Origin of the sequence: Barnesiella sp. WM24 (genome assembly GCF_004570975.1) — a bacterium.
Lineage (GTDB): Bacteria > Bacteroidota > Bacteroidia > Bacteroidales > Muribaculaceae > Muribaculum.
This window is the reverse complement of record NZ_SPPC01000003.1, coordinates 154047-176697: the sequence shown is the minus strand read 5'-3', so window position 1 is coordinate 176697 and position 22651 is coordinate 154047. Positions and strand designations below refer to the sequence as shown.

Annotated in this window: 34 protein-coding genes; 14 read left to right on the top strand and 20 right to left on the bottom strand. The window is 46.4% G+C overall.

The annotated features are described in order from the left end of the window. Window positions 1–9: 9 nt before the first annotated feature. The 7 genes from E4T81_RS04060 to E4T81_RS04030 are packed head-to-tail and all read right to left on the bottom strand — an operon-like array spanning window position 10 to window position 4631. Window positions 10–1095 (bottom strand): tetratricopeptide repeat protein, encoded by a 1086-nt coding sequence (locus tag E4T81_RS04060; RefSeq protein ID WP_135041668.1) that lies wholly within the window; start codon window positions 1093–1095, stop codon window positions 10–12. Next, the gene (locus tag E4T81_RS04055; RefSeq protein WP_135041666.1) at window positions 1092–1841 is read right to left on the bottom strand and encodes a hypothetical protein; all 750 of its coding nucleotides are present in this window, start codon (window positions 1839–1841) and stop codon (window positions 1092–1094) included. Before E4T81_RS04055 ends, E4T81_RS04060 begins: the two co-directional genes overlap by 4 nt. Then, entirely contained in the window at window positions 1838–2911 is a 1074-nt protein-coding gene (locus E4T81_RS04050) for a DUF6194 family protein (RefSeq protein WP_135041664.1), read from the bottom strand. The genes E4T81_RS04055 and E4T81_RS04050 overlap by 4 nt, the downstream gene beginning before the upstream one ends. Before the next feature lie 7 nt (window positions 2912–2918). Further along, window positions 2919–3512, bottom strand: a complete 594-nt coding sequence (locus E4T81_RS04045) for a uracil-DNA glycosylase family protein (RefSeq protein WP_135041663.1) — start codon at window positions 3510–3512, stop codon at window positions 2919–2921. Beyond that, window positions 3509–4078, bottom strand: a complete 570-nt coding sequence (locus tag E4T81_RS04040) for a flavodoxin family protein (RefSeq protein ID WP_135041661.1) — start codon at window positions 4076–4078, stop codon at window positions 3509–3511. Before E4T81_RS04040 ends, E4T81_RS04045 begins: the two co-directional genes overlap by 4 nt. Next, window positions 4075–4275 carry a 4-oxalocrotonate tautomerase DmpI gene (dmpI, locus tag E4T81_RS04035; protein WP_135041659.1) on the bottom strand — a complete coding sequence of 67 codons (201 nt, stop codon included), beginning with the start codon at window positions 4273–4275 and terminating at the stop codon, window positions 4075–4077. The genes E4T81_RS04040 and dmpI overlap by 4 nt, the downstream gene beginning before the upstream one ends. Before the next feature lie 2 nt (window positions 4276–4277). Further along, window positions 4278–4631 (bottom strand): helix-turn-helix domain-containing protein, encoded by a 354-nt coding sequence (locus tag E4T81_RS04030; RefSeq protein ID WP_135041657.1) that lies wholly within the window; start codon window positions 4629–4631, stop codon window positions 4278–4280. Between the two features lie 135 nt (window positions 4632–4766). Here E4T81_RS04030 and E4T81_RS04025 point away from each other — a divergent pair, with 135 nt between their 5' ends. The 14 genes from E4T81_RS04025 (at window position 4767) to E4T81_RS03965 (ending at window position 14887) form a co-directional block, all read left to right on the top strand. Beyond that, window positions 4767–5660 (top strand): radical SAM protein, encoded by an 894-nt coding sequence (locus tag E4T81_RS04025; RefSeq protein WP_135041655.1) that lies wholly within the window; start codon window positions 4767–4769, stop codon window positions 5658–5660. Window positions 5661–5779: 119 nt separating this feature from the next. Then, entirely contained in the window at window positions 5780–6055 is a 276-nt protein-coding gene (locus tag E4T81_RS04020; RefSeq protein WP_135041653.1) for an HU family DNA-binding protein, read from the top strand. A 1-nt stretch (window position 6056) separates the two neighbouring features. Continuing rightward, a complete protein-coding gene (locus E4T81_RS15570; protein ID WP_167761652.1) occupies window positions 6057–6206 on the top strand; it encodes a hypothetical protein in 150 nt (49 codons plus the stop codon). Window positions 6207–6208: 2 nt separating this feature from the next. Then, window positions 6209–6457: a DUF3781 domain-containing protein gene (locus tag E4T81_RS04015; RefSeq protein WP_135041651.1), complete on the top strand. Its 249-nt coding sequence runs from the start codon at window positions 6209–6211 to the stop codon at window positions 6455–6457. Further along, on the top strand, window positions 6457–8595 hold the full coding sequence (locus E4T81_RS04010) for an ATP-dependent RecD-like DNA helicase (RefSeq protein WP_135041649.1): 2139 nt from the start codon (window positions 6457–6459) through the stop codon (window positions 8593–8595). The genes E4T81_RS04015 and E4T81_RS04010 overlap by 1 nt, the downstream gene beginning before the upstream one ends. After that, window positions 8592–9482 (top strand): DUF4893 domain-containing protein, encoded by an 891-nt coding sequence (locus tag E4T81_RS04005; RefSeq protein ID WP_135041647.1) that lies wholly within the window; start codon window positions 8592–8594, stop codon window positions 9480–9482. The genes E4T81_RS04010 and E4T81_RS04005 overlap by 4 nt, the downstream gene beginning before the upstream one ends. 5 nt (window positions 9483–9487) lie before the next feature. Next, on the top strand, window positions 9488–10657 hold the full coding sequence (gene bla, locus E4T81_RS04000; protein WP_135041645.1) for a class A beta-lactamase: 1170 nt from the start codon (window positions 9488–9490) through the stop codon (window positions 10655–10657). Between the two features lie 21 nt (window positions 10658–10678). After that, window positions 10679–11353: an SIMPL domain-containing protein gene (locus E4T81_RS03995; protein WP_068960620.1), complete on the top strand. Its 675-nt coding sequence runs from the start codon at window positions 10679–10681 to the stop codon at window positions 11351–11353. Between the two features lie 12 nt (window positions 11354–11365). Then, on the top strand, window positions 11366–11893 hold the full coding sequence (locus E4T81_RS03990) for a hypothetical protein (RefSeq protein WP_135041643.1): 528 nt from the start codon (window positions 11366–11368) through the stop codon (window positions 11891–11893). Further along, window positions 11890–12381 (top strand): META domain-containing protein, encoded by a 492-nt coding sequence (locus E4T81_RS03985; protein ID WP_135041641.1) that lies wholly within the window; start codon window positions 11890–11892, stop codon window positions 12379–12381. Before E4T81_RS03990 ends, E4T81_RS03985 begins: the two co-directional genes overlap by 4 nt. A gap of 6 nt (window positions 12382–12387) precedes the next feature. Next, a complete protein-coding gene (locus E4T81_RS03980) occupies window positions 12388–12675 on the top strand; it encodes a hypothetical protein (protein WP_135041639.1) in 288 nt (95 codons plus the stop codon). A 354-nt stretch (window positions 12676–13029) separates the two neighbouring features. Further along, window positions 13030–13404 (top strand): MmcQ/YjbR family DNA-binding protein, encoded by a 375-nt coding sequence (locus E4T81_RS03975; RefSeq protein WP_135041637.1) that lies wholly within the window; start codon window positions 13030–13032, stop codon window positions 13402–13404. Next, the gene (locus tag E4T81_RS03970; protein WP_135041635.1) at window positions 13401–13964 is read left to right on the top strand and encodes a DNA-3-methyladenine glycosylase I; all 564 of its coding nucleotides are present in this window, start codon (window positions 13401–13403) and stop codon (window positions 13962–13964) included. Before E4T81_RS03975 ends, E4T81_RS03970 begins: the two co-directional genes overlap by 4 nt. Window positions 13965–13996: 32 nt before the next feature. Then, the gene (locus E4T81_RS03965) at window positions 13997–14887 is read left to right on the top strand and encodes a head GIN domain-containing protein (RefSeq protein WP_068960611.1); all 891 of its coding nucleotides are present in this window, start codon (window positions 13997–13999) and stop codon (window positions 14885–14887) included. 9 nt (window positions 14888–14896) lie between these two features. On the opposite strand, the gene E4T81_RS03960 is transcribed toward E4T81_RS03965, so the two are convergent. The 13 genes from E4T81_RS03960 to E4T81_RS03900 all read right to left on the bottom strand — a co-directional run bounded on the left by E4T81_RS03960 (window position 14897) and on the right by E4T81_RS03900 (window position 22649). After that, entirely contained in the window at window positions 14897–15514 is a 618-nt protein-coding gene (locus tag E4T81_RS03960) for a vancomycin high temperature exclusion protein (RefSeq protein ID WP_135041633.1), read from the bottom strand. Beyond that, a complete protein-coding gene (locus E4T81_RS03955; RefSeq protein ID WP_135041631.1) occupies window positions 15495–16142 on the bottom strand; it encodes a hypothetical protein in 648 nt (215 codons plus the stop codon). Before E4T81_RS03955 ends, E4T81_RS03960 begins: the two co-directional genes overlap by 20 nt. After that, complete coding sequence (locus tag E4T81_RS03950; protein WP_135041629.1) at window positions 16126–17232, bottom strand: hypothetical protein; 1107 nt, start codon at window positions 17230–17232, stop codon at window positions 16126–16128. The genes E4T81_RS03955 and E4T81_RS03950 overlap by 17 nt, the downstream gene beginning before the upstream one ends. A gap of 25 nt (window positions 17233–17257) precedes the next feature. Next, the gene (locus E4T81_RS03945) at window positions 17258–17902 is read right to left on the bottom strand and encodes a hypothetical protein (RefSeq protein WP_135041627.1); all 645 of its coding nucleotides are present in this window, start codon (window positions 17900–17902) and stop codon (window positions 17258–17260) included. Between the two features lie 7 nt (window positions 17903–17909). Further along, on the bottom strand, window positions 17910–18347 hold the full coding sequence (locus E4T81_RS03940; RefSeq protein ID WP_135041625.1) for a hypothetical protein: 438 nt from the start codon (window positions 18345–18347) through the stop codon (window positions 17910–17912). Window positions 18348–18350: 3 nt separating this feature from the next. Further along, complete coding sequence (locus E4T81_RS03935) at window positions 18351–18620, bottom strand: hypothetical protein (RefSeq protein WP_135041623.1); 270 nt, start codon at window positions 18618–18620, stop codon at window positions 18351–18353. Window positions 18621–18680: 60 nt separating this feature from the next. After that, entirely contained in the window at window positions 18681–18935 is a 255-nt protein-coding gene (locus tag E4T81_RS03930; RefSeq protein ID WP_135041621.1) for a hypothetical protein, read from the bottom strand. Then, entirely contained in the window at window positions 18932–19342 is a 411-nt protein-coding gene (locus E4T81_RS03925; protein WP_135041619.1) for a hypothetical protein, read from the bottom strand. Before E4T81_RS03925 ends, E4T81_RS03930 begins: the two co-directional genes overlap by 4 nt. Window positions 19343–19345: 3 nt before the next feature. Then, window positions 19346–19693, bottom strand: coding sequence for a hypothetical protein (locus tag E4T81_RS03920; RefSeq protein WP_135041617.1), 348 nt, complete (start codon window positions 19691–19693; stop codon window positions 19346–19348). A 71-nt stretch (window positions 19694–19764) separates the two neighbouring features. Continuing rightward, a complete protein-coding gene (locus E4T81_RS03915; protein WP_135041615.1) occupies window positions 19765–20397 on the bottom strand; it encodes a hypothetical protein in 633 nt (210 codons plus the stop codon). Between the two features lie 113 nt (window positions 20398–20510). Next, window positions 20511–21383 carry a caspase family protein gene (locus E4T81_RS03910; protein ID WP_135041613.1) on the bottom strand — a complete coding sequence of 291 codons (873 nt, stop codon included), beginning with the start codon at window positions 21381–21383 and terminating at the stop codon, window positions 20511–20513. Next, window positions 21380–22039: a hypothetical protein gene (locus tag E4T81_RS03905; protein ID WP_135041610.1), complete on the bottom strand. Its 660-nt coding sequence runs from the start codon at window positions 22037–22039 to the stop codon at window positions 21380–21382. Before E4T81_RS03905 ends, E4T81_RS03910 begins: the two co-directional genes overlap by 4 nt. Next, window positions 22026–22649, bottom strand: a complete 624-nt coding sequence (locus tag E4T81_RS03900) for an RNA polymerase sigma factor (protein WP_135041608.1) — start codon at window positions 22647–22649, stop codon at window positions 22026–22028. Before E4T81_RS03900 ends, E4T81_RS03905 begins: the two co-directional genes overlap by 14 nt. Between the last annotated feature and the right edge of the window lie 2 nt (window positions 22650–22651).

Sequence of the window (22651 nt, the reverse complement as noted above, 5' to 3'; positions counted from 1 at the left end):
TACTGTTATTTATCCGATGTTGTTTAGTTCCTCAGCTTTGGCACGCCATAAAGCCGCCTGCTTCGCATTTTTTCTGATGCCATTGCCGTTGGCATAACAGTCGGCAAGGCAACGCATGGCTCCGGCATGTCCGTTGTATCCCGTGTTTTCGTTGACGTAGGTCGCCGCTTTCTTGTACAGGCGCACCGCTTCGGCCATATCTTGCTCTACACCATGTCCCTCGGCATAGCATCGTGCAAGCTGGAATTGAGCTTCAGGGTCATCATTCTTAGCCGCCTGACGGTACAAATCCGCAGCCTTTTCCCAGTCCTGCTCCACGCCGTGCCCGGCTGCATAACAGTCGGCAAGACCGCGTTGTGCTTCCGGGAAAGCATTTCCGCCGAAATCTACGGCTTTATTGTACCACCTGACTGCCTGACAATAATCTTCAGCAACACCACATCCTGTGGCATAACAGTGACCAAGTTCCACCCAAGCCATCGGGTCGTCGTGTTCCGCGGCTTTATTAAACCAATAAAAGGCCTTTTCGTAATCGCGTTCCACTCCGTCGCCGTTGCGGTAACACAGTCCCAATGTGAAATATGCTCCTGCATATCCTCCGTCCGCTGCTTTCTGATAATAATCAAAAGCTTTCTCCGCATCTTTCGGCAGTCCGCCGTTTCCGTTACTGTAGCAGTCGCCTATGCGGTCGATGGCATACCCATCGCCCAAATCTGCGGCTTTCTGCCACCATTCGACAGCCGAGGCCATGTCGTATTCCACACCCCAACCGCGCCGATAACAGCATCCGAGCATACACTGCGCCTCCGCCAAATCTTTACCTGACAGCCGGTTGCCGTTGACAGCTTTTTTCAGCCATTTGGCAAGTTGCCCCTGATAGCTGTCCTTGTTCAGCCGCTCTTTTGCGGGACGGCAGTTGTCAGATGCCAGCCAGTATAATTTGAATGCTTTTGCAAGATTGCGCTCCACGCTAATGCCATTTTCATAGCATTGGCCAAGTTGATATTGTGCGGGAGCATAGCCCGATTCAGCCGATTTGCGACATTTGTCAATGTCGAACGATTTTTCTGTATATTTATTCGTGTACTTTATCATGATTCTATTGTTTTGTTTTCAGGCAGTTTCACAGTCTCTGTCCAATCCGACCGAAAAAATGTCACGTTGAAGGCATCGCCGTCCCAGCCTGTACGGGTGACGGCTCCCGCCATATCGACAGTGTGGGGTAACTCATCGAGCCATTCCGACACGACAACCTCGCCGCTTTTACAATCGACCAAGTCGACTCGTATCGCATCGCCTATGCCGTGGCCGATGCAACGGTACACCTTCGCTTTGTATTTCCTGTCGCGGCGGAACTTGGAGTATTTTTCAAGTAGGATTTCTTTCTCGCATCCGCACTCCCTCATTTTTTTGAGAATGTCATCGCGCCGCTCCGCAAGGCGGTTTCTGCCGTCGTGCGCTTGGTCAATCTCCACAAGAACATCCATGACTATGCCGGCGACATATTGCTCGAACTCATTGCTGAGCTCTTCGCTGAATGCCTTGCTGAAGCGTTTGAGGTCATAGAGCTTGCGGGATGTTTCGATGTCAAGATTGTACCACGACACGCCCATTTGAGGAACCGGATTATAGCCCGGCCAGCCCATCATCTCCTGCTCAACATTCGCACGGATGGTCAACTGCCCGCATCCGTCAAGATCAATAGGCATCAGTTCCGTCAGGATGAACTGTGCTATGCCGAACGTAGTAGCGTTCAGGCTAATCTGACAATAGTTGGATTTCTCCTTCTCTTTCTTCTCGAGAACCGAATCGCCCCTGAAACACAGTGTCCGCAGTTTCATCGCTTGAGATCTTTAAAATTCTTATTGTTCAATTTGTTCAATGCATTTTCAGCTTCTCGATTGCCTTTCTTGGCAGCAAGCCGGAAATATTTGGCAGCTTTTTTCAAATCAACCGGCACGCCCAACCCTTCAAGATACATGTTGCCGATTTCATACAGTGCCTTGCCGATGCCGTCAGCGTATCTCTGCCAATAGCGACCGGTGCGTTCCGCCAGATGCAGGTATTGCTCCATCGCCTTTGAATAATTGACCTTGCTGCCTGTACCGTGCTTGTAACAGTCTGCCAACTTCAGCATGGCGTTTATCTCCCCCATGTCGGCACCTTTGCGATACCAGCGGAAAGCCAATACCGGATTCTGCTTCACTCCCAGCCCCTCCATATAGGCATCTCCCATCTTAACAAAGGCTTCGTCATAATTCATCTCTGCGGCTTTCTTGAAACAGGTGAAGGCTTTTTTATAGTCGAACAGTTCCTGATAGGCAAGCCCCATCATATACCAGGCCTCATCCTTCATACAGAAAGGCTCGTTGCTTTCGATAATATCATTGTATCGTTTTATCGATTCTCTAATGACAGAGGTTTTGTCATTGTCCTCAGATAACCGGTTCACTGTCCCGCCCATCTTTTTACCGAATTTCTCTTTCGCGTATTCGTAAGATTCAAGGATGTAAGGCTTCAATGATTCAAATGTCGTTTCAGATGGAGTCAAAGCACAAATCCACCCCATCCACGCATAGACCGGATGCGGCATAATGACATCCTTTGCGGTAAAGTCATACGGCATATCTACAATACAGCCCTTGTTCGGGCGTTGTGGCAATTCTGCGAATAAAGTGCGGAATGTCTGTTTTCTGACTCCTATATTCACACGCCACACATCCTCGCGGTCAAGGAGTGAAGCCCGGTCATTGTCGCCATCCTTTTCTTTGATTGTCAATACATACACGCCACGTTTCAACACGCCACCGGGATTGTAGAAAATCCCACGCTCGCCCCAGCTGTTTACTTCTGCAATCCCGTCAAAGTTGTCAAGGCAATATTTCAGAATATCGTCAGGTGTAATAGCCATATTTTAATCAAGATTCGTTAATCAACCGATACATCAAGGTAATATCCTCCGATGCCATTTGGAATTTTGATTTCTCAATCAAAATGTTCTGTCCGGTCATTATGTAAGAGGGTATAATACGTATTTCTTTATAGAAAATCTCAGTGTTACGCAATTTGTAGGTAGACATACTTGGAACGGCATTTTTCTTGGTTGCCTTTTTGCTTATCATATTAAAGGCTTTTTTCGCCACATCACCCATCAGCATGACAACCTGAAGATTTGTAAACAGCTCAAGCTCCTTTTCAAGATACGGCAGACTTTCTTCGATACTATCCTTTGAAACTGAGTATCCAGATTTAGGCGTCTTGACAGCATTAGTGATGTAGATGCCGAGGTTCAATATATCCTGAATACTATTTACCTCTATCCCAGCTTTTCGGAACAGCGGAATTGTCGTTGACATATATGCGGAGTCCGGCCTTCCATAGAAGTCATCGTCAGAATCAATGGGGACAATTTCGTTTATCATGATAGCCCGTATCTTTTCCGACTCGATATTTACGTCATTAAGCCGCAAGTGGGAGCTGTTTTCAGTAAGCAACTCTGCCTTTACATTCATAATCTGAATTTTTTAAGAACAAAACTCATATTCTCGCCGAGGTTACGCATATTAGCCATACCTTCCTCGTCGTTGAGCACATCACCGATGTTCTTGCCATAGACCATATTCCAATAGGTGGAGCCTACGACAATCATTTCCTTGTTGAGCATGAAATGATTCATGGTGTCGACCGTTGTCATTCCGCCACCGCGACGCACTGCGGCAACCGACGCCCCTATCTTATGGCGAAGAATTCCCGGATTGGTTGCAACGACAACACCCCCACGCTCCAGAAAGGCTTTCATCTTTGCAGACACATCCGCGGAATATACCGGAGATCCGAGAACTATGCCGTCTGCATCTGCCATACGGCTGAATATCTCTGCAAATCCATCATTCGCAAACACACAGTTGCCTCTGCCTTTACAAGCAAAGCATCCACGACATGGCAGTATTTCATAATCAGCCAATTGTATCAGCTCACATTCGATACCCTCTTTATTGAGTTCATCAAAGACCTTGCTGATAATCAAGGCTGTGTTGCCGTTTTTTCGGGCACTTCCGTTGATACCTATTACCTTCATTGCTTGTAGTTGCGTTTTATTTCGTCGATTGATTTGCCACCGATACCGAAGTTTTCATCGGGCAGTTCTTTGATCGTAACGGTAAAGAACTGTTCCGGGATATGGGTTATCTCGGAGGCCGTTGCTGTTAGTCGCTCAATAAGTTGCTTTTTCTGTTCAGCGGTCAGTTTGCCGCTCTCAATTGATATGTAGGGCATCTTTAGTTATGAGACTTTTGGCGGTTTGACATTATGGTATCGAAGTTGTCGCGACCCCAGTTGATGAGGGCCTCGACATGAGGCAGAAGCGTTCTACCGAAGTCCGTCACAGAGTATTCTGTGCGGGGAGGAACATCCGGGAACAACTCGCGGCTTATAATGCCGTCGGTGGTCAGCTGACGAAGTACTTGTGACAATACCTTCTCCGATACCGACGGGATGTTGCGGTACAGCTCGTTGAATCGTACCGGTTCGTTCTCGGAAATCTTCACGAGAACCACCAGTGCCCACTTGTTGCCCAGCCATTCGAGCATCGGAGCCGCCTTGCAATATTCGTAGTCAAGTTTTTTGGCCATAACCGGGGTTACAAAAACGACTGATTACGAGCAATACAAACTTTTCGGTAAGGGTCAAACCCTTAGGTAAGTCATTGCTTCCACGCTGATAATCATCTAATTTTGCACCACGAAGTTACAAAAAATAATCGAGATATGGTATATCCCCAACTACATTTCACCGGACAGGTATGGCGACCGCCATACGAGGCCAGTTCGCAGCTTCTTCAGATCACATCCGGCTGCACATGGCACAAGTGCAAATTCTGTAGCCTATACCACGGCACTCCGTTCCGTATGTCGCCTCTCTCGGAGGTGGAGGAAGACCTGAAAGTCATCCGCCAGTGGCAACCGCGCGCCCGACGTGTCTATCTCACCGGAGCAAATCCATTTGCATTGAGCTATAACAGACTGATGGATGTGGCAGTTCTGCTGAGGAAATACCTCCCTCACATGGTGTCGTTCGGAATGTTCGCCCGCGTGACAGACATCGCACCAAAGTCGGTGGAGGAACTGAAAAATCTCCGTCACATGAAGCTCGACAGCATCAACATAGGCGTCGAGACAGCTCACGACGAAACCCTTGATAAAATGAACAAGGGTTATCATGCTTCGGATATTCTTGAGCAGTTATCTAAACTCGACGAGGCCGGAATCCGTTACAACGTGTTCTATCTTAACGGACTCGGAGGGAAAGGCAAAGAAGTGGAAAGTGCCGTGGCAACAGCCGACATTCTTAATCAGCTCCATCCCTGCATCATAAACATAGTGTCGTTGACAATCTTTCCCGAATCACAACTGTATCAGGAGATCATAAACGGGACTTATGTGGAAGAGCCGGAAATCGAAAGGCTTATGGAGATGCGCACACTTATTGACCGACTGAAGATAAAGGTCAATCTGCTTGGTCATCACGTTTCCAATACGGTGCCGATAACCGGAGCATTGCCCGACGACAAAGCCGCGATACTCCGTGAATTTGACAAAGCGATAGCCGAGTTTCCAGAAGAGGAACTCAAAGCCTATCGCAGCAGGATATGGTATCTGTGAAGATTCCTTATCCATTTCAGGTCTGTCCCGGCAAGGACAGGCCTTTTTCACGCCATAATGTCATTGAAAATTCGTAACTTTGCAGTCTAAATCTCAACATATTCAAAGCAGTACAGAAAATGACTAAAGCAGAAATAGCGAGTGAAATCGCAAAGACAACCGGCATAGACAAGGCAGCGGTTGTTACCGTTATCGAACAGTTTATGACCGTGGTGAAGGATAGCCTCGCACACGGCGAAAACGTATATCTTCGTGGCTTCGGTTCTTTCATCGTCAAGCAGAGAGCCGAGAAGACAGCCCGCAACATCAGCAAGAACACTACACTCGTTATTCCGGCTCATAACATTCCGGCGTTCAAACCCGCAAACTGTTTCAAAGAAGAAGTCGCAAAATAATATGGACTACGAGGATAACGAATATGGAGAGAATTCCGTTGAAGATATGATGGTCGATTACGACTATCACATCAACACAGGAGAACTTCCTAAACTATTCGATGAATCATCGGTTGACGAGTTCATCGCCAACCTCAATGACTGGGATTGATTATGTGTCCGACAGCAGAATATCCGTTCAGTATAACAGATTTACACACAACCCCGTTAGGGGTTGAACGTATCAGGAAAAATCTCAACTTGCCGGAATCTCTGGATGCTGTAGATTTTTGCAGATGTTTCATCCTTGAAGATTTTGCCACTTTTGAGCGTAAAGGAAAGAACTGGTATGTTACCGCAGGACATGTGCGCATAACAGTCAACGCAAACAGCAATACCATTATAACCGCCCATAAAATATAATGATTAAGCTGAGGTGTGTAGTCGAGCATATCACTTACCAGAATCAGGAAAATGGCTGGTCGGTGATGAAAGTCAAGGTCAAAGGATATGACAATCTCGTGACCCTGACCGGCTCGTTGCTTGACGTACCCGTAGGTAGTGTTCTTCTCGTTGACGGCGACTGGCGTGTTGACCCGAAGTATGGGCAGCAGTTTGTGGCTCAGTCTTGGACTGAAGTAATGCCCGCAACCCTGTATGGCATAGAGAAATATCTCGGCAGCGGTCTTGTAAAAGGTATCGGTCCGGCATACGCCAAGGCTATTGTTAGCCGTTTCGGACTGGAGACAATCGATGTGATTGAGAACGACATCGAGCGGTTGCTTGAAGTGCCGCGTCTCGGCAAGAAACGTATGGAGAAAATCCGAGATAGCTGGGAGAAACAGAAAGACATCAAGGAGGTAATGGTATTCCTTCAGGGTCATGGAGTAAGCACCGCTTTTGCCGCCAAGATTTACCGCAAGTATGAGAAGGAGTCGATTGCCAAGGTCAAGGAGAATCCCTATCAGCTTGCTGATGATATATGGGGCATCGGGTTCAAGACAGCCGACAGCATAGCCGCGAAGATGGGCTATGAGAAGAATGACCCTCGCCGTTGCCGCAGCGGAATACTTTACGCGCTCAATGAACTTGCGGAGGAAGGTCACGTCTATGCCGAGCCTGAGCAGCTGGTCGATGCCGCCACCAAATTATTGGAGGCAGAAGAAACATCCGTGCGTCAGGCTCTTGCCTCAATGATGGAGGCAAAGGACGTTATCTCCGACAACAATGTGATTTATCTGCCGCCATTCTATCATGCCGAGAACGGTTCTGCTAAACGGTTGCAGTCGTTGCTCTCCGACAATTCCCTTTTTAATTCCAATATTGCCGCTGAACCGGAAGCCGAATACGGCGCAAAACCGGGCGGCATAGTCTATGACGAAGTACAGCGAGCGGCAATTCAGAAGGCTCTCGACTCAAAGGTCATGGTGCTGACAGGCGGCCCCGGCACCGGCAAGACAACTACCACACAAGGGATAATCGCCGCCTTCAAGGCTCGGCACATGAGTATTCTTCTCGCTGCCCCCACAGGTCGCGCCGCCAAACGAATGACCGAAGCCACCGGCATGGAGGCAAAGACAATACACCGTCTGCTGGAATACAATCCGATGGACGGATACAAACGTAATGACGAGAACCCTCTGGAAGGTGACGCTCTGATTGTGGATGAATGTTCGATGATTGACATCCTGCTGTTCTACAACCTGATGAAAGCCATTCCCTCCAATATGCGTCTGATACTTGTGGGCGACATCGACCAGTTGCCGAGTGTCGGGGCGGGCAATGTACTTCGTGACATCATCGACTCGCAACAGATACCGGTGGTACGGCTGACCCGCATCTTCCGGCAGGCTCAGTCGAGCCGCATCGTGATGAACGCCCATGCCATCAACGCCGGGCAGTTCCCGAACATCAGGAATGGTCTTGACACCGATTTCTTCTTCATAAATCAGGAAGATGCCGATGAGATGGTCAAACTCATTATCGGACTTGTGCGCGACCGTCTGCCAAAGAAATACGGCTATCCGCCGAAAGAGATACAGGTGCTTACACCGATGCAACGTGGCACGGTCGGAGCCGGCAACCTCAACATCGAACTGCAAAACGCCCTAAATCCTGCGGGGCCGTCATTGGCTCGTGGCGGATACACGTTCCGTCAGGGCGACAAGGTGATGCAGATTCGCAACAACTACGACAAAAACGTATTCAATGGCGACATCGGCTATATCACAGCCATCGATACCAACGAGCGCACACTGACCGTTACATTCGACAGTCGCCTTGTAGAATATGACATAACCGAACTTGACGAGATTGTATTAGCATACGCCGTCACAATCCACAAAAGTCAAGGTTCCGAGTTCCCGGTGGTAGTGATGCCCGTGACGATGAAACATTTCGTCATGCTCCAGCGCAACCTCATATACACCGGCATAACCCGCGCAAAGAAAATCTGCGTACTCGTCGGCACCACCAAAGCCCTCGCATACGCCATTAAACAAAATACCGTCTCCAAACGCAATACCAAGTTGAAAGAGCGTCTAAACGAGAATAGCTTATGAGTAGTAAAAAATATATCGCGACACTGTTTGCATTCATCGGATTCCTGACATCTTTTGCAGAAACTTCCAATCTCATAGGGGCATGGAAAGGGCCGAAGGATTTGATGATAAATCTCTGTATTGACAATGGTAAGAAGTTGTATGTGGGATATTGCGGTATTCTCCGCACCTACGGCTGGGTGGATTTCTCAACAAGCCTCACTCCTGATTCACTTATAATAAAGTCTGCCGATATAGGAAGTCCGTTCGAGGGACGCTTCAAAATCGAGTCTGACAATAGACTCGTCGGAAAACTTGAAATGGGTAGTCATGGCGATGATTGGTATTTCAACGGCAATGCCGAGCTTGTTAAAGAAAAGCCTGTGATGCCGGAAAATCTTAACCCAGAACTTGAAGATATCATACTTCCGTCAGATTATGGTGTGCTGGCTCGTGACCGGAATATAGCATGGGAAGCTCTCTCAACCCTAACCCCAAAATCATACGGCTACGCAGAGAAAAACATGGTGGAAAAACTGGTGAACGCAAAGACATATCCGATTACACCGAAAGATATGATAGGGTTTCGCCGTGTGCGTTCCATACAGATAGATGCCCGTGATGGCATATTCTCTTATCCGTATTTCAATTGCAGGTTCAAGAAAGCCGATGGAAAGGTTTTCTTTGAAAAGACAACCGGTAGCCAGCGTAAATCGGGATATGTCTATCAGAACAGTCCGGAGTCGCTTGTCTTTCTCGGAGGCTGGAGCGTTAACGATAACCCTCAGACCGGATACGGCAGTACAAACTCAGTTGTCGGCAAGGTCTATAAGATCGGCCTACGCAAAGCCATCATGATTTTTCCGACGGAAGAAGACCGGGTTGAAATCTACGAACTCACAAAATAACAGTCATGAAGAAGACCATATATTCAATATTGTCGGCAATCTGTCTGCTTTATTTGATTGGTTGCTCCACGCCAAAGTATTCCATCTTCCGTTATGACAACGGAGATGACTATTTTCGCGAGGGGCTGCATCGCATAGTAGGCAAGGATGGTAAAATCGGTTTTGCCGATGAGAAAGGGAATGTTGTCATATCTCCCCGGTTCGCATTCGTGTTCCCATTTGAAAATGGTCTTGCGAAAGCGACACATGAGGGTCATCAGGTGGCAGAGGGTGAACATTGGCAATGGATTAGCCCGGAGTGGTTTTACATAGACCACAAGGGAAATATTATAAGAAACGACCACCGCTATTCCCAGATCGAGGAGCGGCTGAAAACTTATGTTGCCGCACAGGATACCCGGATTGGTGTTGCCGTAATAATCGACGGAAAAGATACCATATCGGTCAACGGCAACCGTGATTTTCCGATGTTAAGTGTCTATAAATTCCCGCAGGCGCTGGCTGTCGCCGATTACTGCATGAAAAAAGGTATAACATTGTCGGACACCATCGGCATTCAGGCAAAGGAGATAAAAGAGGATACTTGGAGTCCAATGCGGAATAAATATGGTGTCAGTGATTTGCGTCTGCCGCTGTCGGAGATTCTTGAATACTCCCTGCAACAGAGCGACAATAACGCTTGCGACGTGTTGTTCCGACTTATCGGAGGGTCGCAGGTTTCCGACAGTCTGATGAAGGCTTCAGGCTATGGAGACATCACCATCGGCTCGACCGAGGATGAAATGCACCGTGACCCGTATCTCTGTTATCAGAACCGGGCGACCCCGATTGCAATGGCTCGTCTTTTCGATAAGTTCTACCGTCTTGAAATGCGCCATGACAGTCCTGTCCACGAGGCTGTTGGAGCGATGATGATGTTGTGTGGCACCGGCGACAACCGTCTTCCAGCTCCGCTTGCGGCCACCGATGCTGTAATCGCCCACAAGACCGGAACAGGCGGACGCAATACTCAAGGACGCATTGTCGGAATCAACGATGCCGGATATGTATTTCTCCCGAACGGACGCGGCTATGCCATAGCCGTCTTCATAGCAGACTCCGCCTATGATATGGCACGGACTGAAAAGATAATAGCGGATATATCCAAAATCGTATACCAATCATTAGAAAATTAACAATCAGCACAATATAAGAATATGAAAAAGAGATTTATCTTGCTGGCAATGCTTCTGCTATCCGTCATTGCCGGACATGCAGAGGGCGCGGACACCCCGGTGATTGAGGTGACAGGATCGGCGACAATGAATATCATCCCTGACCGCATCACAATAGAGATAGGTATGGAGGAGTATTACAAGCATAAGGCGTCAGGCGACAGCACCATTGTAAAACTCTACGATATAGAGAAGGATGTCCGTAAGACACTACGCGAGGCGGGAGTTCCGGACTCTATGATAGTGGTTTCGGAATTGGGCAACTACCGCAACCGGGATATGTCATCTACATTTCTGATGGCAAAGCGACTTTCGGCGACTGTATCTGACTTCGATCATATAGAACGCATATCCGACCGCCTTGACCGCAAGGGCATTGTATGCTTCAATATCACGAAAATCGACAACTCCGACATGGGGCAGTACAACCGTCAGGGACTAAAGGCGGCTCTCGACGCGGCCCGGCAGAAAGCGGAGTTTATCGCCGAGAACGAGGGGCTGAAACTGCTTATGCCTTATGAGATAGTCGAGACCACAAATGAGCCGTCAATGTATTCAGCGTTCAGCAACGTGGCTTATGACGGCGGTTCCGGCATGGAGAACATGCGCCGCATCGTGCGTCGTTACAGCGTGAAAGTGCGCTACCTCTTTCAGTGAAACAGTAACGGCATGAACATCGGGGAACTGCTGTCGCAGAAAATCAATCTTCCGCAAATCAAAAGCGTGGTTTCATGGGCTTCCGGCTCAGGGGATAACTTGAACATGCTTTGGGGTTTTGCCCGGTCGGACGACAGGCGGACAAGTGTGAACGCGCTTTGGGTCATGACCCATCTGCCGGAAACGGACGCTGAATGGCTGTTGTCATTGCGCGACGAGATGATTGATATACTGCTGACCGAGACAGACACGGGCAAGAAGCGTATGCTTCTCCATCTTCTTAGAGAACAAGAATATGCCGTTGGCGATATTCGGACAGATTTCCTTGACTACTGTATGTCAAAAATCAATTCCGAGTGTGAGTCATACGCAGTCAGAGGTTACTGCATATATGCTGCCTATAAGATGAGCCGACATTTCCCCGAACTACTTTCTGAATTGGAGGAACATCTTGACATGATGCAATATCAGCCACTCTCTCCGGGACTGAAAAGCGCACTCCGTCAGACAAAATCAAAAATATCAAAACTAAAGATATGACAAGAAAATCAATTCTGTCGGTAGCCACGGCACTGACAATACTCACCGCCTCTTGCGGAGGCAACAAGGGAAATAAAGAGGCTGCCGACAATCAGCAGAAAGAGACCGTAGCGAATGTGGACGTGCATGGTCAGTGGTATCTGGATAGCATCGTATTCAGTGATTCCGATTATGTACGTCCGTCGGAGGAAGTGCCCAGAGTGCTTCAGTATATCGTTTTCGAGGACAGCACCTACTTTATCCAAACCAATTGCAACACGTTCTCCGGCTCTTACACGGTCGTAGGCGATTCGATTACGCTTGGCGACGGAGTGATGACAGAAAAGGCCTGCGACAACATGGCTACAGAAGATGCAATTCGCAGGATTCTCCCGAACATTGCTACGGTCTATATCCAGAACGATTCCATCGCCCGGCTTGACAGCCACAATCCGTCGGAATACATCGTGCTTTGCAAGGCCCCGATAGAGATAAAAAGAAAAAACTGAAAACTTATGGAAGAAAATAAACTGCCCCCCTTCACAGATGCTCCCAACACGGCAGTAATAACATGTTGCCATGTGACAGACGATGGCGCACCAGTGCTTTACGTTTCGCATGACGAGGACGACGGTATCTGGCAATTTCTTTGTGGCGGAGAGCATTCGGAAGATGAAGCAAGAATTGTCTCTCTGAAATATATTTATGAGCTTGACCATTCGGTCGGTCTGCTGAAAGATATGCCTTGCGGCAGTTATGCGGAAAGGGAATCTCGGGCAGAGGAATGGATTGTGAACGGCTAAACAGATACTAACCATTGGAGACTCTGTTTGCTTCATTGGCTGTTTTGCCGTTTGCGAGCATTTATATATGTGTGATTGAAAGCAGGAAAAAAGGAAACTTCTTTTGCCGGGTCAAAATATTCAGATGATACAGATAGGCAGATATAAATTGGGATTCGCACCACTGTCGATGATAGTTGTTTTCATCGTCCTCTCGGTATGCGCCATTGTCGCTGCTTTTCAGCATGCACGACCGGAATGGTCTATGCCTTTGTCGCACATCATCATAATCAATGAAGGTATGGCACTGTTGGCAACTCTGGTTTATGGCATATTCGTTCATTTCGCTATTGCAATCATCAATAGACTAAAGAAATGAATATAGAGGAAGTCCGGGATTATTGTCTTTCATTGCCATTTGCCACTGAGAGGAGTCCTTTCGGACCGGACACTCTTGCTATGGAAATTGGTGGAAGAATGTTTTGTCTTATGACACTTGACGGACAGAGGGATTTTTATAATCTCGAAGTCGCTCCTGACTATGGAGTGGAGTTGTGTGATAGATTTTCAGGAATACGCCCCGGCTACCACATGAACAAGCGACATTGGATTTCTGTGGATTTCTACGGCGATGTGCCTGACAGACTTCAGGAACAACTAATATTTCATTCATATTGCCAGACAGCAATGAAACTCCCAAAGAAGATACAGACTCAACTTGGTCTCACAGAATTATTGGATACTTTATGAAAGAACGACAGAAACAAGTGAAGCGGTGCTTTTGGGCAAATCCAAAAAATCCGCTTTATATAAAATACCACGATGAGGAATGGGGACAGCCGGTTCATGATGATGCAAAATTGCTTGAACTGCTTATTCTGGAATGCTTTCAGGCAGGATTGTCATGGGAATGTGTGCTCAACAAGCGAGAGGCTTTCCGCGAGGCTTTCGATGGATTTGACCGCGACACAATCCTTGCTTACGACGAAAAAAAGATTGATGAGCTTATGTCCACTTCCGGAATCATTCGCAATAGAGCAAAAATCAAGGCAGCGATATCTAACACTTCAGTTTTCAAGTCTATTCAGGAAGAATCTGGTTCGTTTGATGCTTATCTTTCAGGCTTGTGTCCCAAAGAGCCTATTTTCGACCATACGTCCACAACCTCCACAATTTCAGATGCCCTGTCAGCCGACCTGCGTAAAAGGGGCATGAAGTTTGTAGGCTCTACGACAATCCACGCCTTCCTTCAGTCCATAGGAGTATTCAGCTCACACGCCCCCGACTGCTATTTATATCAGGGCAAATAATAACATTATCCCCATATTGTTGTTAAAGTTATATGGCACGATACTCAAACATATTCGCAGGTGGTATGGCTTCCTGCAATCTAAACGGCAGAAATATCTCTATCATTAACGGAGAAGTGTATGTTGATGGAATTCACTATGTTCCGGAATCTGAGGCCGGAACGGGAGAAGACTACAAACCATTTACACCCGGCAAGATGACAGACCACAAGTTCGATGTTTCATCGGATTTCGATTCCATCATATCGAAAGGATTTGTCGATGTGGTGTTCACTCAGTCTGATAAAGAAGACGATTTTGAGGTCAGAGGAAGACTGCCCGAGAATCTTATCAAAAAGATGAACATTGAGGTCTCAGGTGGAACGCTATACATCTCCATGAAATCAGGTTCATACGAAAACATTGTCGTTCATGGCGAAGCTCCCACAATCTATGTCAGTAACAAGACATTGAAAGATGTATCATCTTCCGGTAGCGGCGATTTTACAGTAAACGGCAATCTGAACGCCTCTGACGGATTCTCTGTTCGCAGCTCCGGCAGTAGCGACTTCAAATGTGGAGTCATCAAAGCAGACAGTAAAGATGTTACTGTTTCCACATCCGGTTCCGGAGATATAGAGCTTGCCGGAGTAGAGGCTTATGTTTTCATGGTACACATATCCGGTTCTGCTGATGTTGACTGCGGCACTGCCAAAACGAAGATATGCTCCATTGACATAAAAGGCTCAGGCGATGTGAAAATCAATGGGAGCACGGAATCTGTTAATTTCTCAATAGCAGGCTCCGGCGACATAGACGCAGGTGACTTCAAGGCAGACACAGGCAAAGCCTCCGTTGCCGGTTCTGGCGATATACGTTGTAATGTCGAACGGCTCTCTGACCGAGTCAGAGGCTCCGGCGACATCCACAACAAATATCATTAATGAGTTGATTCACAAAAGATCTAAAAACAATTTGACTCTTGCAAAATATTCTCTTACAGTATTTCTGATGCGGCTACTTGTGATGGGCGAAGGCTCGGCATTATACCCGACTGCATTCAAACCAAAATGGTCTGCCTGATATAAAGCTCTCTCATTGTGATATTTTTGAGAAATAATTGTGATGGAATCAAAATCATAAAGGTTTCTGACAGCATCAATGGAATTTATTGTTCGCCATCCTTGCCAATGCTCAATGATGCAGGTGTCGGGAACATTGTGAGATACTAATGAATCCCGCATTGCTGTCGGTTCATCACATCCATGTTTCTCCGTCATTGTGTAATCACCTCCACTGACAAGTATCCGACTGATTTTCCCGACATGATATAGGTCGGCTGTAGCCTTGATGCGGTTATCGAAGTAGTAGTTATGCACTCCATCGGGTGTTATTGGAGAAGTTCCGAGTAATAAGCCTATTTCTCTTGACGGAACATCAGCTAAATTATCGAAAGTACGTCCTTTTGCATTGTTTGCCACAATATAATTGCAGATTGCAATAATTACTACCGCGGTCAACAAACATCCGATAGCGATGAATGAGATTTGTTTAGTTCGTTTGTACAGCATTACGATACTCTTTTAATCGTACATGTTCAAGGTCGAGAGAATCCACCAAATTACCCGTTTCGTCAAATATCTGCAAGAAGGTATATCTGCCTGCTATATCAGGATCTGAAACATATCGATACGACTGAAATATCATATATCCTTCTTCAGAGGTCGAACCAATATAGCCTTGATTCGCGGGCACATACCAAGCTTTACGTTTATCTACATCAATGAAGTACGAGAATTCATTCCTCATATCTGGACATCCCTCAACTATCAGCTGTAGAGGATCATAATTGTAAATCTTCACTCTGCTCGTAACAAGAATCGAGTCAATAGGCACAGGATAAAACCTGTCTCCATCTGCCATATACCAGCAATGCCAGTCTGGCCGAATAGTCTGATAAAGTTTGGTTTCCTTCTTGGTGGTTTTATTCTTTATCCATAGTGCAACCTCCGGGATATCAAATTCATCCTTTGCAGAATCGACGATTTGAATATACAATGCAACGGAATCATTTTGGGCGACAAGCTTTTTGTCGGAATCCCAGTCACGGTTTGTACCATTTGCAGAATTACGTTGATTGCAACTTAACAATGCCACCATACTTATCAATAATACGAGAATATTAGCTGTTGTTTTCATCGGATGTGTTTTCATTATAAACAGAGTAAAACAATTCCATATCCTCCAGATTGGCGTTATTGCCAAACAAGCATGGACTATTCCTGGTAATGTTGTACGCCTGAGCCAATCGAAGGAACTCCTTAAAAGCAACCTTATCATGAGGATGAGTCTTCAGGTGTGCAATATAGACCAATGCGACACGACTCCGCATATCATTGTAGAACAAGTTATACATGGCACCATCATTACTTCTACTGCCGAAAATATTTATCTGAAGAGCTACTCGCCACATTCTCCATAATTCGCCCAGCAGAGGCGAATACTTATTTTCTCTAAGCAACTTATCAAGTACTGCAACCATTTCCTTGTCACTTCTTTGCGGATGGCGATAGTTACAATAAGCAAACTCACGAGCCAGAACACACTGCTTTGAGAAATCTGTCTCCTCAAGAGTCATTCTCAACAACTCCAGACGGAATGAAGCGGTGTCAGCCAGTGCTTTGGCGTGAATCTCTGAATACTCCTTAAGGATTGTTTCAGGCTTAAACTCCTCATCGGATATATGGTTTTCGATAAAGGCAGTTGAATACCGATTATAAGCCTCATAGAATCTGTCTACATCAGGATTTTCTTGGGAATTGGGTTCTTTGCCTTTTCTTATCCATGCGGCGGCAGTTTTGGAGGCCGACAATAGGGCTTCTCTTATATCTCGTTCACTGATTCCGGAAACATTTATTGAGTCGAGTGCATCGGCTTGTTCCAATCCGAAGTCCGATTCTGACATATAGCGTTCAGCGGTGCTTACATCATAGGCCATTGTGTTGAAGGCCAAAGCAATGTTGTAGCATTGAAGCAGAGAGTCAACAAAATGACTCAACGTCAATGTGTCCGGCATTTCCGGATAACGAATTTTGTGGCTGATGGCCACGAATCCTTCTCCGTCATCTCCGATATTTGGAGACCACTGGTCTTCGCCCATCGAATCAAGGTAAACTTGGTATGGAAACTGCGGGATTAAAAGCTCTCGCCGGGCGCTGTTGCTGCCATCACAAGACAGCAACATCCATAACAATGAAATTAGGGCTATTATTTTCAGTAGGCTGTTCATAACACAAAATTAATCAATATTCTGTTTAGATTGGATTGTTTTCTGTCGGAGTAGTGAAACCTACGGGGCGTCGGTTCTTCTTGGCTTTCATCTGTTTTGCGATAATCTGCTGGAAGTTACTGCGAACCTGCTCCTTCGCATCGAAGAAGGAGTCGAGCACCGCCTTGACAAACGGCTCGTTGTCGGGGCAAGCTGGATGGAGCATGATGTCGCGGCGGCTGTGGAACCCTATCACACCATCATCATCAGGTGAGGTCAGCACTACCGTGGGTCCAAAATTGTAGTTAGCGGCATTGACTGCCTCGCGAATCTGAGGCAATTCAGGATCATCCGCTTTAACACCCGACCACATCGGATCCCACACTCTGGCATACATTCCTCCAAACTCCATATGGAAGTTTTCGCCCTGATATTGCACGGATAGGGAACCGTCTGCATTTGTTCTTGGCTGACAACCGAGATTGCTTAGTGTCTGGAACATTAACCCTATCGTATCAGGAGTGTTAGTAGGTGGCTCATTTTGCGCAGCCATGTTATGTGCCTCGTTCATTTCGTTATAATCTTCAGATGACAATCTACGTTCTTGTTGTTCTTGCCGCCAATTGACAAAATGTCTTAAACCTGAGATAAGGGCTATCGCGCCAAAGAAAATATAAAGATAAGTATCCATATTACTTTCAGTGGTTTTCGATTGTATGAATGACTGATTCAAGTACCTTGGGATACATCCTGACAACTTGGTCGGCAGATACGCCGCAGGCGTTGATGAGATAGCTGAAGGTATCCATGTGGAGCAGATAATCTTTCATAGTCAACTTGCAGCTGCGGGCTTGATGCTCCATGACCGAAGCCATCAGTCCGGCTATGAATGCCTCGTGCAATGACGATTGTTCAGTTGCCTTATTCGCGAATGCGAGTTGCCACTTGCAGTCTTTTACGAAGTCTTCCAGTGGTTCACCATTAAGAGCTGCAAGTAATTTCACATCTCCCGAAAGCAGCTCCATTGGGCAGAACCGGCTTGTGGCTACAACGCCGTCGGAGTAAGGCATTTCAATAGTTATAGTTTTGCCTTTCCCAAGCACCTCTGCATCGAAGTTCAATTTGATTGTTTCCATCACTCAATATCTTTTTACCTCTTTTACTGAGCCGGTAACTCCCATTCTCACTTTGAAAGCCTCTTGACATTCGTGGCAGCAGAACTGATGCCATGTCCGACCATATCCGAAGTTCGCACCGAGTAGTCCGGCTGCGACACCACCGGTTGCCATGTTAAGGAGTGCTCCACCTATCACGACTCCTGTCTTGGCGAGGACGTCGCTTACTTTACCGTTGGTTGTCTTACTTGTATTGTAGCTGCCGCAATTGGGGCATTGAACATGAGTTGCCATATATGCTGATTTTTGATGTTGTTTATAATGCTATACTAAAGTCGTTGAAATGGTAAATGACTATTTTGAATGTCGGGCGATTTCTTCGCTAAGTTCTACAAGAGCACTGTAGTTGTGCCTGTTGGCCACTATGCGGCTCATGACGTCATTAGCCCATTCTGAATCATCAGGATGCTTGTCGGGATGAGCAGCCACACTGAGTTCTTTGTAGAGCCGTCGGGCCTTAACCATGCCTTCCACTACATTCCGGCTTTGGTCTTCCTTTATTGTTCTCCTGAATCTGATACGTTGGAAAAATCGCGTAATTAGGTTCATCTGATGAAATATTGATTTAGATTGGCGTATTTCTTCAAGGCATATTCCTTGCTGACTCCGGTGGTCTTTCCTTTGATTACCAGAGTATCGAAACCCATTGCCATGAGCTGTCGCACAAACTGGGGGTTATCGGTGATATATGAAGACAATTCGTTGATCTCAGACTCTCGGAGTGCAGAGTCATTCTCTATTGTAATCTTGAAGCCGCTTCTCATCCAGATGGAACTCATTTCGTGGGCAAACTGACTTTTTCCAGCAGAAATGGACACCTTGTAAAGCCTATTGAACTCGCCGGTAGTGAAGTATTCCTTGAATGCCGCGTTCATCTGGCTGATGATTCTTACCCGTTCAAACGAACCATCAAGAAACGAGTTGATAAGATTCGATATAAGTGTTCTGATTCCCATGGTTCAGTTGATTTTATCGGCGAGATATGCCTTGTTATCGATCATAATGACGTAGCCGGAGAGAGTGGTAAGCCAATCCTTCTTGATACTGATAGAAGTTGTGGATACGCAGAACATTCCATTGCTTCCGGAGCCATAGGCGTAACTGTCGAAAGTTATACCAGAGCTGGTGATTGTGCCCATGCTACGAAGTGAATAACCTGTTTGATTGATTGTCAGGCGGTCATAGCCTACGGATACGGTGAAGTTTGTAGAACGTTGATTCTGTACGTCGTATTTCACACGATAAGTGGCGGCGTTCACAGCGATTGCGCTTACGAGGAGGACGAGAAGGAGAATAATCTTTTTCATTGTTGTAGTTTTTTAGTGGGTTACATCAGGTTATCCCATGATGGCTTAAAAGGTAAATGGACGATGGAAGTTTATTTCAGGATTTCCAGTTTCGAGATCGATTCTTTGAGACGCTCGACAACCTCTTTCATCCCCTTTTGAAGAAACAGCTCCATATAGGGATGCTCCCTCACAATGTTCTCACTAAGCTTTTTCAAAGCGATAACCTTGTCGAGATGTTCTCCGTCACTTGCATACTTCAGCGAGAATTTTCCGGATAAGGCTTTCCAATATTCCACACCTAACGTTATGTCGTTGGTAGCACTGAAGAGTATCATGGCATATACGAGACCCGGAAGCAATTCCTCTCCATATATTACGAATGTCTCTTCAAACAACTTGCCGTTGCCATCCCTACCGCTAAGTGTGACACGGTGATGGTTATTGGCTTCTGTCGATACCTGCCAATAGTGTATATCCTTTACCACAGGCCAGAACTCCCATTGGCCGATTTTAATGGGCGTTTCATCTCCGTTTTGTAGAAGATGGATACGGTCTTCGTTATATTGGCCGTAATCCTGCCAGCAGGATAGTGTCTCTTTTTCTCCATGGAACTTCTCAAATCGAACGTTGTCACCGCATTTGAGAATACTGCCACCTACTTTTATTTCCCGGAGAGCACCGAAGGTGGTCTCGATGCCGATGATTCTTTTGTCGTTTGCCATATTCATGCTGTTAATGTTTACATACATGAATACCGGTATCTGAGAAAGGTAAACAAAAAAGATCTCCTCATTGAAAGAAGAGACCTATATGGGGCTGACATCCGATAAGAATGCTATTTATATTTTTGACATTGCGGATGTTGAAAATTCTGAAAAATTTTCGGTGTTGATAGTTTTTTGGTTTCAATACTGGTTGACCAGATATTAAAATCCATTGACCGCTCCATAAGTGAATGGATATAATATGTCAGGGAACCGTATGTTTTGCCGTTCTTGGCTTTATACTCGAAGTTACGTTCGTTCGACTTGCAGGCGCTGACTACATACATTTTGGCTCCGGAAGTGTACGATTTTGGCTTCGGCATTGAAGTCCATGCTCTGGTCTTCATTACTTCGAGCTTCTCGTTTGTGCCACGGGTTGGAGGCAGGTCGGCTTCCTCAGTTCCCGGAGCCCGCTCCATATCATCGCTGTAACAGGCGTCTATTGCGATGAATAATTCTCCATTCTTGCCCAGTTTGTTCTTAATATCAGAAAATAGCGGGTTCAGCTCGTCATCAATCAAATGATTTTCGCCATTGTAATAGTTGCCTTTAACTTTGGATGTGATTGTCTTGCAGGCATCGTATGGCACGATGGCCTCGTCAAACCCTTTTTTGCCCTCGTCACCGTTGATATCGAGAACCGGCTGACCATGCCCAGAGAAGTGAAAGTAAACCTTGTCACCTGCTTTACATCTTTTAGCGAGTGATTTCAGTTCTCTGACAATGGCAGCCTTAGTGGCTTCGGAGTTTACCAATGTCTTCACGTCGCTATAACCTTTATCTTTCAGTGCGGGAGCAAGCAATCTTACATCAGCGTCACCATGAATCTCCGACCAGCCGGTATATACAGGATAGCGTCCTATACCAACAAGCAATGACCGGTTTTCTGCGAGTATGCCGAGTGTCGATAAAAGCGCCAACAAACAAACGATTGTAGTTCTCATTTAAGCTGCTCTATTAATTTATTATACTCTTCCGGTTCTGAGGCTTCGCTTGCCATTATTTTCAGAACTTTGACAGCATCGCTCTTTCGATGAAGTTTCAGATAGGCCATGGCGAGATTCATGCCGTCGATGTGCCAATCCTGTGAGTCAATCTCGTCTGCTTCAAAGATGGCCTTCATGTCGGGCAATCGCGTTTCAATCTGTTCGGTGGTCAGTTTATTCAGGTCAAGATACTCAGAGCCATCACCACGGTCGCCCTCGATTGGCTGATAAGTTAAGCCGTAGACTACATCACATATATGATTCTGCGACGAAGTGTAGAGATTCCAGCCGATTCCGATTGCCACAACGAGCATCGCTGCCATGGATGAAATCCACATCATGCGCTCACGGAAGAAGTTTGGACGGACCATGCGCGGCTTCTCTCCCTTGCCGATTATCGACTGAAGCTGTGCTTTTGTCAATGACTTCATCGCGTGACCAAACTCGATGTTTTCCTGCTCAGCTTCTTGACAGATGCCTCTCACCGAAATTAGATACACCTTGAAATCAGTAGCGAATTTTTCATCTGAATCAAGTCGGGTTCTAAATTCAGCTACTTCTGCCTTCGATAGCGTTCCGGCTATATATTTGTCAAAGAGTTCAATTCTTTCCATTGCGATTGCGTTTTTTAGGTGTGACATCGAATCCGGCACGGCGCAGTGCCTCGGTGACGCGATTGATAAGGTCGGTCATGCACTGGCTCTTCTTTGCCTTTGCTGTCTGAGCGTTTTTTAAGCCTGTCTCTTCGGCAATATCTTCCATAGTGGCATCAGTATAGTAGAACAACCGGATGATATTGCCACAAGGCTCGGGTGTATGTTCCAACTCATTTCCCAAGCGAGACAATACCTCCGGGTTGTTGCAAAGAGCGGCTTCCTCCTCGGGCATCTCCTTTATAATATCTTCTACTTTGCGTGCCAAGCGGTTATTGCCATCCTCTTTGTCATCGTCATACATGGCGTCAAAAGGGTCAGTAATTCCCCCATGACGTTGCTCTTTGCTGGCCATATTCAAACCGATGGTGAGGATATAGGCATTCCAGTCAGTATCAGGTCGCACCTTGCCCCGCTGGATATTATCCTGAACTGCGATGAAAGCCTCCTGATAGAGGTCTTCGGCAATGTCAAGCCGCATAGAGGGATATTGCCGCGTCAGCTTCCGCAAGAACGGCTCCCTCAGCCGGTTATAATATTTCCGGACTATATATTCAAAGTTTTCTTCCATTG

What these genes read in the sequence shown, in the direction of transcription:
- E4T81_RS03910 (WP_135041613.1), bottom strand. Translation starts at nt 21,383, where the DNA reads ATGAGAACTACAATCGTTTGTTTGTTGGCGCTTTTATCGACACTCGGC.
- E4T81_RS03960 (WP_135041633.1), bottom strand. Translation starts at nt 15,514, where the DNA reads ATGCTGTACAAACGAACTAAACAAATCTCATTCATCGCTATCGGATGT.
- E4T81_RS04060 (WP_135041668.1), bottom strand. Translation starts at nt 1,095, where the DNA reads ATGATAAAGTACACGAATAAATATACAGAAAAATCGTTCGACATTGAC.
- E4T81_RS03990 (WP_135041643.1), top strand. Translation starts at nt 11,366, where the DNA reads ATGAACATCGGGGAACTGCTGTCGCAGAAAATCAATCTTCCGCAAATC.
- E4T81_RS03955 (WP_135041631.1), bottom strand. Translation starts at nt 16,142, where the DNA reads ATGAAAACAACAGCTAATATTCTCGTATTATTGATAAGTATGGTGGCA.
- E4T81_RS03965 (WP_068960611.1), top strand. Translation starts at nt 13,997, where the DNA reads ATGGCACGATACTCAAACATATTCGCAGGTGGTATGGCTTCCTGCAAT.
- E4T81_RS03930 (WP_135041621.1), bottom strand. Translation starts at nt 18,935, where the DNA reads ATGAACCTAATTACGCGATTTTTCCAACGTATCAGATTCAGGAGAACA.
- E4T81_RS03935 (WP_135041623.1), bottom strand. Translation starts at nt 18,620, where the DNA reads ATGGCAACTCATGTTCAATGCCCCAATTGCGGCAGCTACAATACAAGT.
- E4T81_RS04050 (WP_135041664.1), bottom strand. Translation starts at nt 2,911, where the DNA reads ATGGCTATTACACCTGACGATATTCTGAAATATTGCCTTGACAACTTT.
- E4T81_RS15570 (WP_167761652.1), top strand. Translation starts at nt 6,057, where the DNA reads ATGGACTACGAGGATAACGAATATGGAGAGAATTCCGTTGAAGATATG.
- E4T81_RS03915 (WP_135041615.1), bottom strand. Translation starts at nt 20,397, where the DNA reads ATGGCAAACGACAAAAGAATCATCGGCATCGAGACCACCTTCGGTGCT.
- E4T81_RS03900 (WP_135041608.1), bottom strand. Translation starts at nt 22,649, where the DNA reads ATGGAAGAAAACTTTGAATATATAGTCCGGAAATATTATAACCGGCTG.
- E4T81_RS03980 (WP_135041639.1), top strand. Translation starts at nt 12,388, where the DNA reads ATGGAAGAAAATAAACTGCCCCCCTTCACAGATGCTCCCAACACGGCA.
- E4T81_RS03995 (WP_068960620.1), top strand. Translation starts at nt 10,679, where the DNA reads ATGAAAAAGAGATTTATCTTGCTGGCAATGCTTCTGCTATCCGTCATT.
- E4T81_RS03940 (WP_135041625.1), bottom strand. Translation starts at nt 18,347, where the DNA reads ATGGAAACAATCAAATTGAACTTCGATGCAGAGGTGCTTGGGAAAGGC.
- E4T81_RS04010 (WP_135041649.1), top strand. Translation starts at nt 6,457, where the DNA reads ATGATTAAGCTGAGGTGTGTAGTCGAGCATATCACTTACCAGAATCAG.
- E4T81_RS03950 (WP_135041629.1), bottom strand. Translation starts at nt 17,232, where the DNA reads ATGAACAGCCTACTGAAAATAATAGCCCTAATTTCATTGTTATGGATG.
- E4T81_RS03975 (WP_135041637.1), top strand. Translation starts at nt 13,030, where the DNA reads ATGAATATAGAGGAAGTCCGGGATTATTGTCTTTCATTGCCATTTGCC.
- E4T81_RS03920 (WP_135041617.1), bottom strand. Translation starts at nt 19,693, where the DNA reads ATGAAAAAGATTATTCTCCTTCTCGTCCTCCTCGTAAGCGCAATCGCT.
- E4T81_RS03925 (WP_135041619.1), bottom strand. Translation starts at nt 19,342, where the DNA reads ATGGGAATCAGAACACTTATATCGAATCTTATCAACTCGTTTCTTGAT.
- E4T81_RS03945 (WP_135041627.1), bottom strand. Translation starts at nt 17,902, where the DNA reads ATGGATACTTATCTTTATATTTTCTTTGGCGCGATAGCCCTTATCTCA.
- E4T81_RS04040 (WP_135041661.1), bottom strand. Translation starts at nt 4,078, where the DNA reads ATGAAGGTAATAGGTATCAACGGAAGTGCCCGAAAAAACGGCAACACA.
- E4T81_RS03905 (WP_135041610.1), bottom strand. Translation starts at nt 22,039, where the DNA reads ATGGAAAGAATTGAACTCTTTGACAAATATATAGCCGGAACGCTATCG.
- E4T81_RS04020 (WP_135041653.1), top strand. Translation starts at nt 5,780, where the DNA reads ATGACTAAAGCAGAAATAGCGAGTGAAATCGCAAAGACAACCGGCATA.
- E4T81_RS04025 (WP_135041655.1), top strand. Translation starts at nt 4,767, where the DNA reads ATGGTATATCCCCAACTACATTTCACCGGACAGGTATGGCGACCGCCA.
- E4T81_RS04005 (WP_135041647.1), top strand. Translation starts at nt 8,592, where the DNA reads ATGAGTAGTAAAAAATATATCGCGACACTGTTTGCATTCATCGGATTC.
- E4T81_RS03970 (WP_135041635.1), top strand. Translation starts at nt 13,401, where the DNA reads ATGAAAGAACGACAGAAACAAGTGAAGCGGTGCTTTTGGGCAAATCCA.
- bla (WP_135041645.1), top strand. Translation starts at nt 9,488, where the DNA reads ATGAAGAAGACCATATATTCAATATTGTCGGCAATCTGTCTGCTTTAT.
- E4T81_RS04045 (WP_135041663.1), bottom strand. Translation starts at nt 3,512, where the DNA reads ATGAATGTAAAGGCAGAGTTGCTTACTGAAAACAGCTCCCACTTGCGG.
- E4T81_RS04015 (WP_135041651.1), top strand. Translation starts at nt 6,209, where the DNA reads ATGTGTCCGACAGCAGAATATCCGTTCAGTATAACAGATTTACACACA.
- E4T81_RS03985 (WP_135041641.1), top strand. Translation starts at nt 11,890, where the DNA reads ATGACAAGAAAATCAATTCTGTCGGTAGCCACGGCACTGACAATACTC.
- E4T81_RS04055 (WP_135041666.1), bottom strand. Translation starts at nt 1,841, where the DNA reads ATGAAACTGCGGACACTGTGTTTCAGGGGCGATTCGGTTCTCGAGAAG.
- dmpI (WP_135041659.1), bottom strand. Translation starts at nt 4,275, where the DNA reads ATGCCCTACATATCAATTGAGAGCGGCAAACTGACCGCTGAACAGAAA.
- E4T81_RS04030 (WP_135041657.1), bottom strand. Translation starts at nt 4,631, where the DNA reads ATGGCCAAAAAACTTGACTACGAATATTGCAAGGCGGCTCCGATGCTC.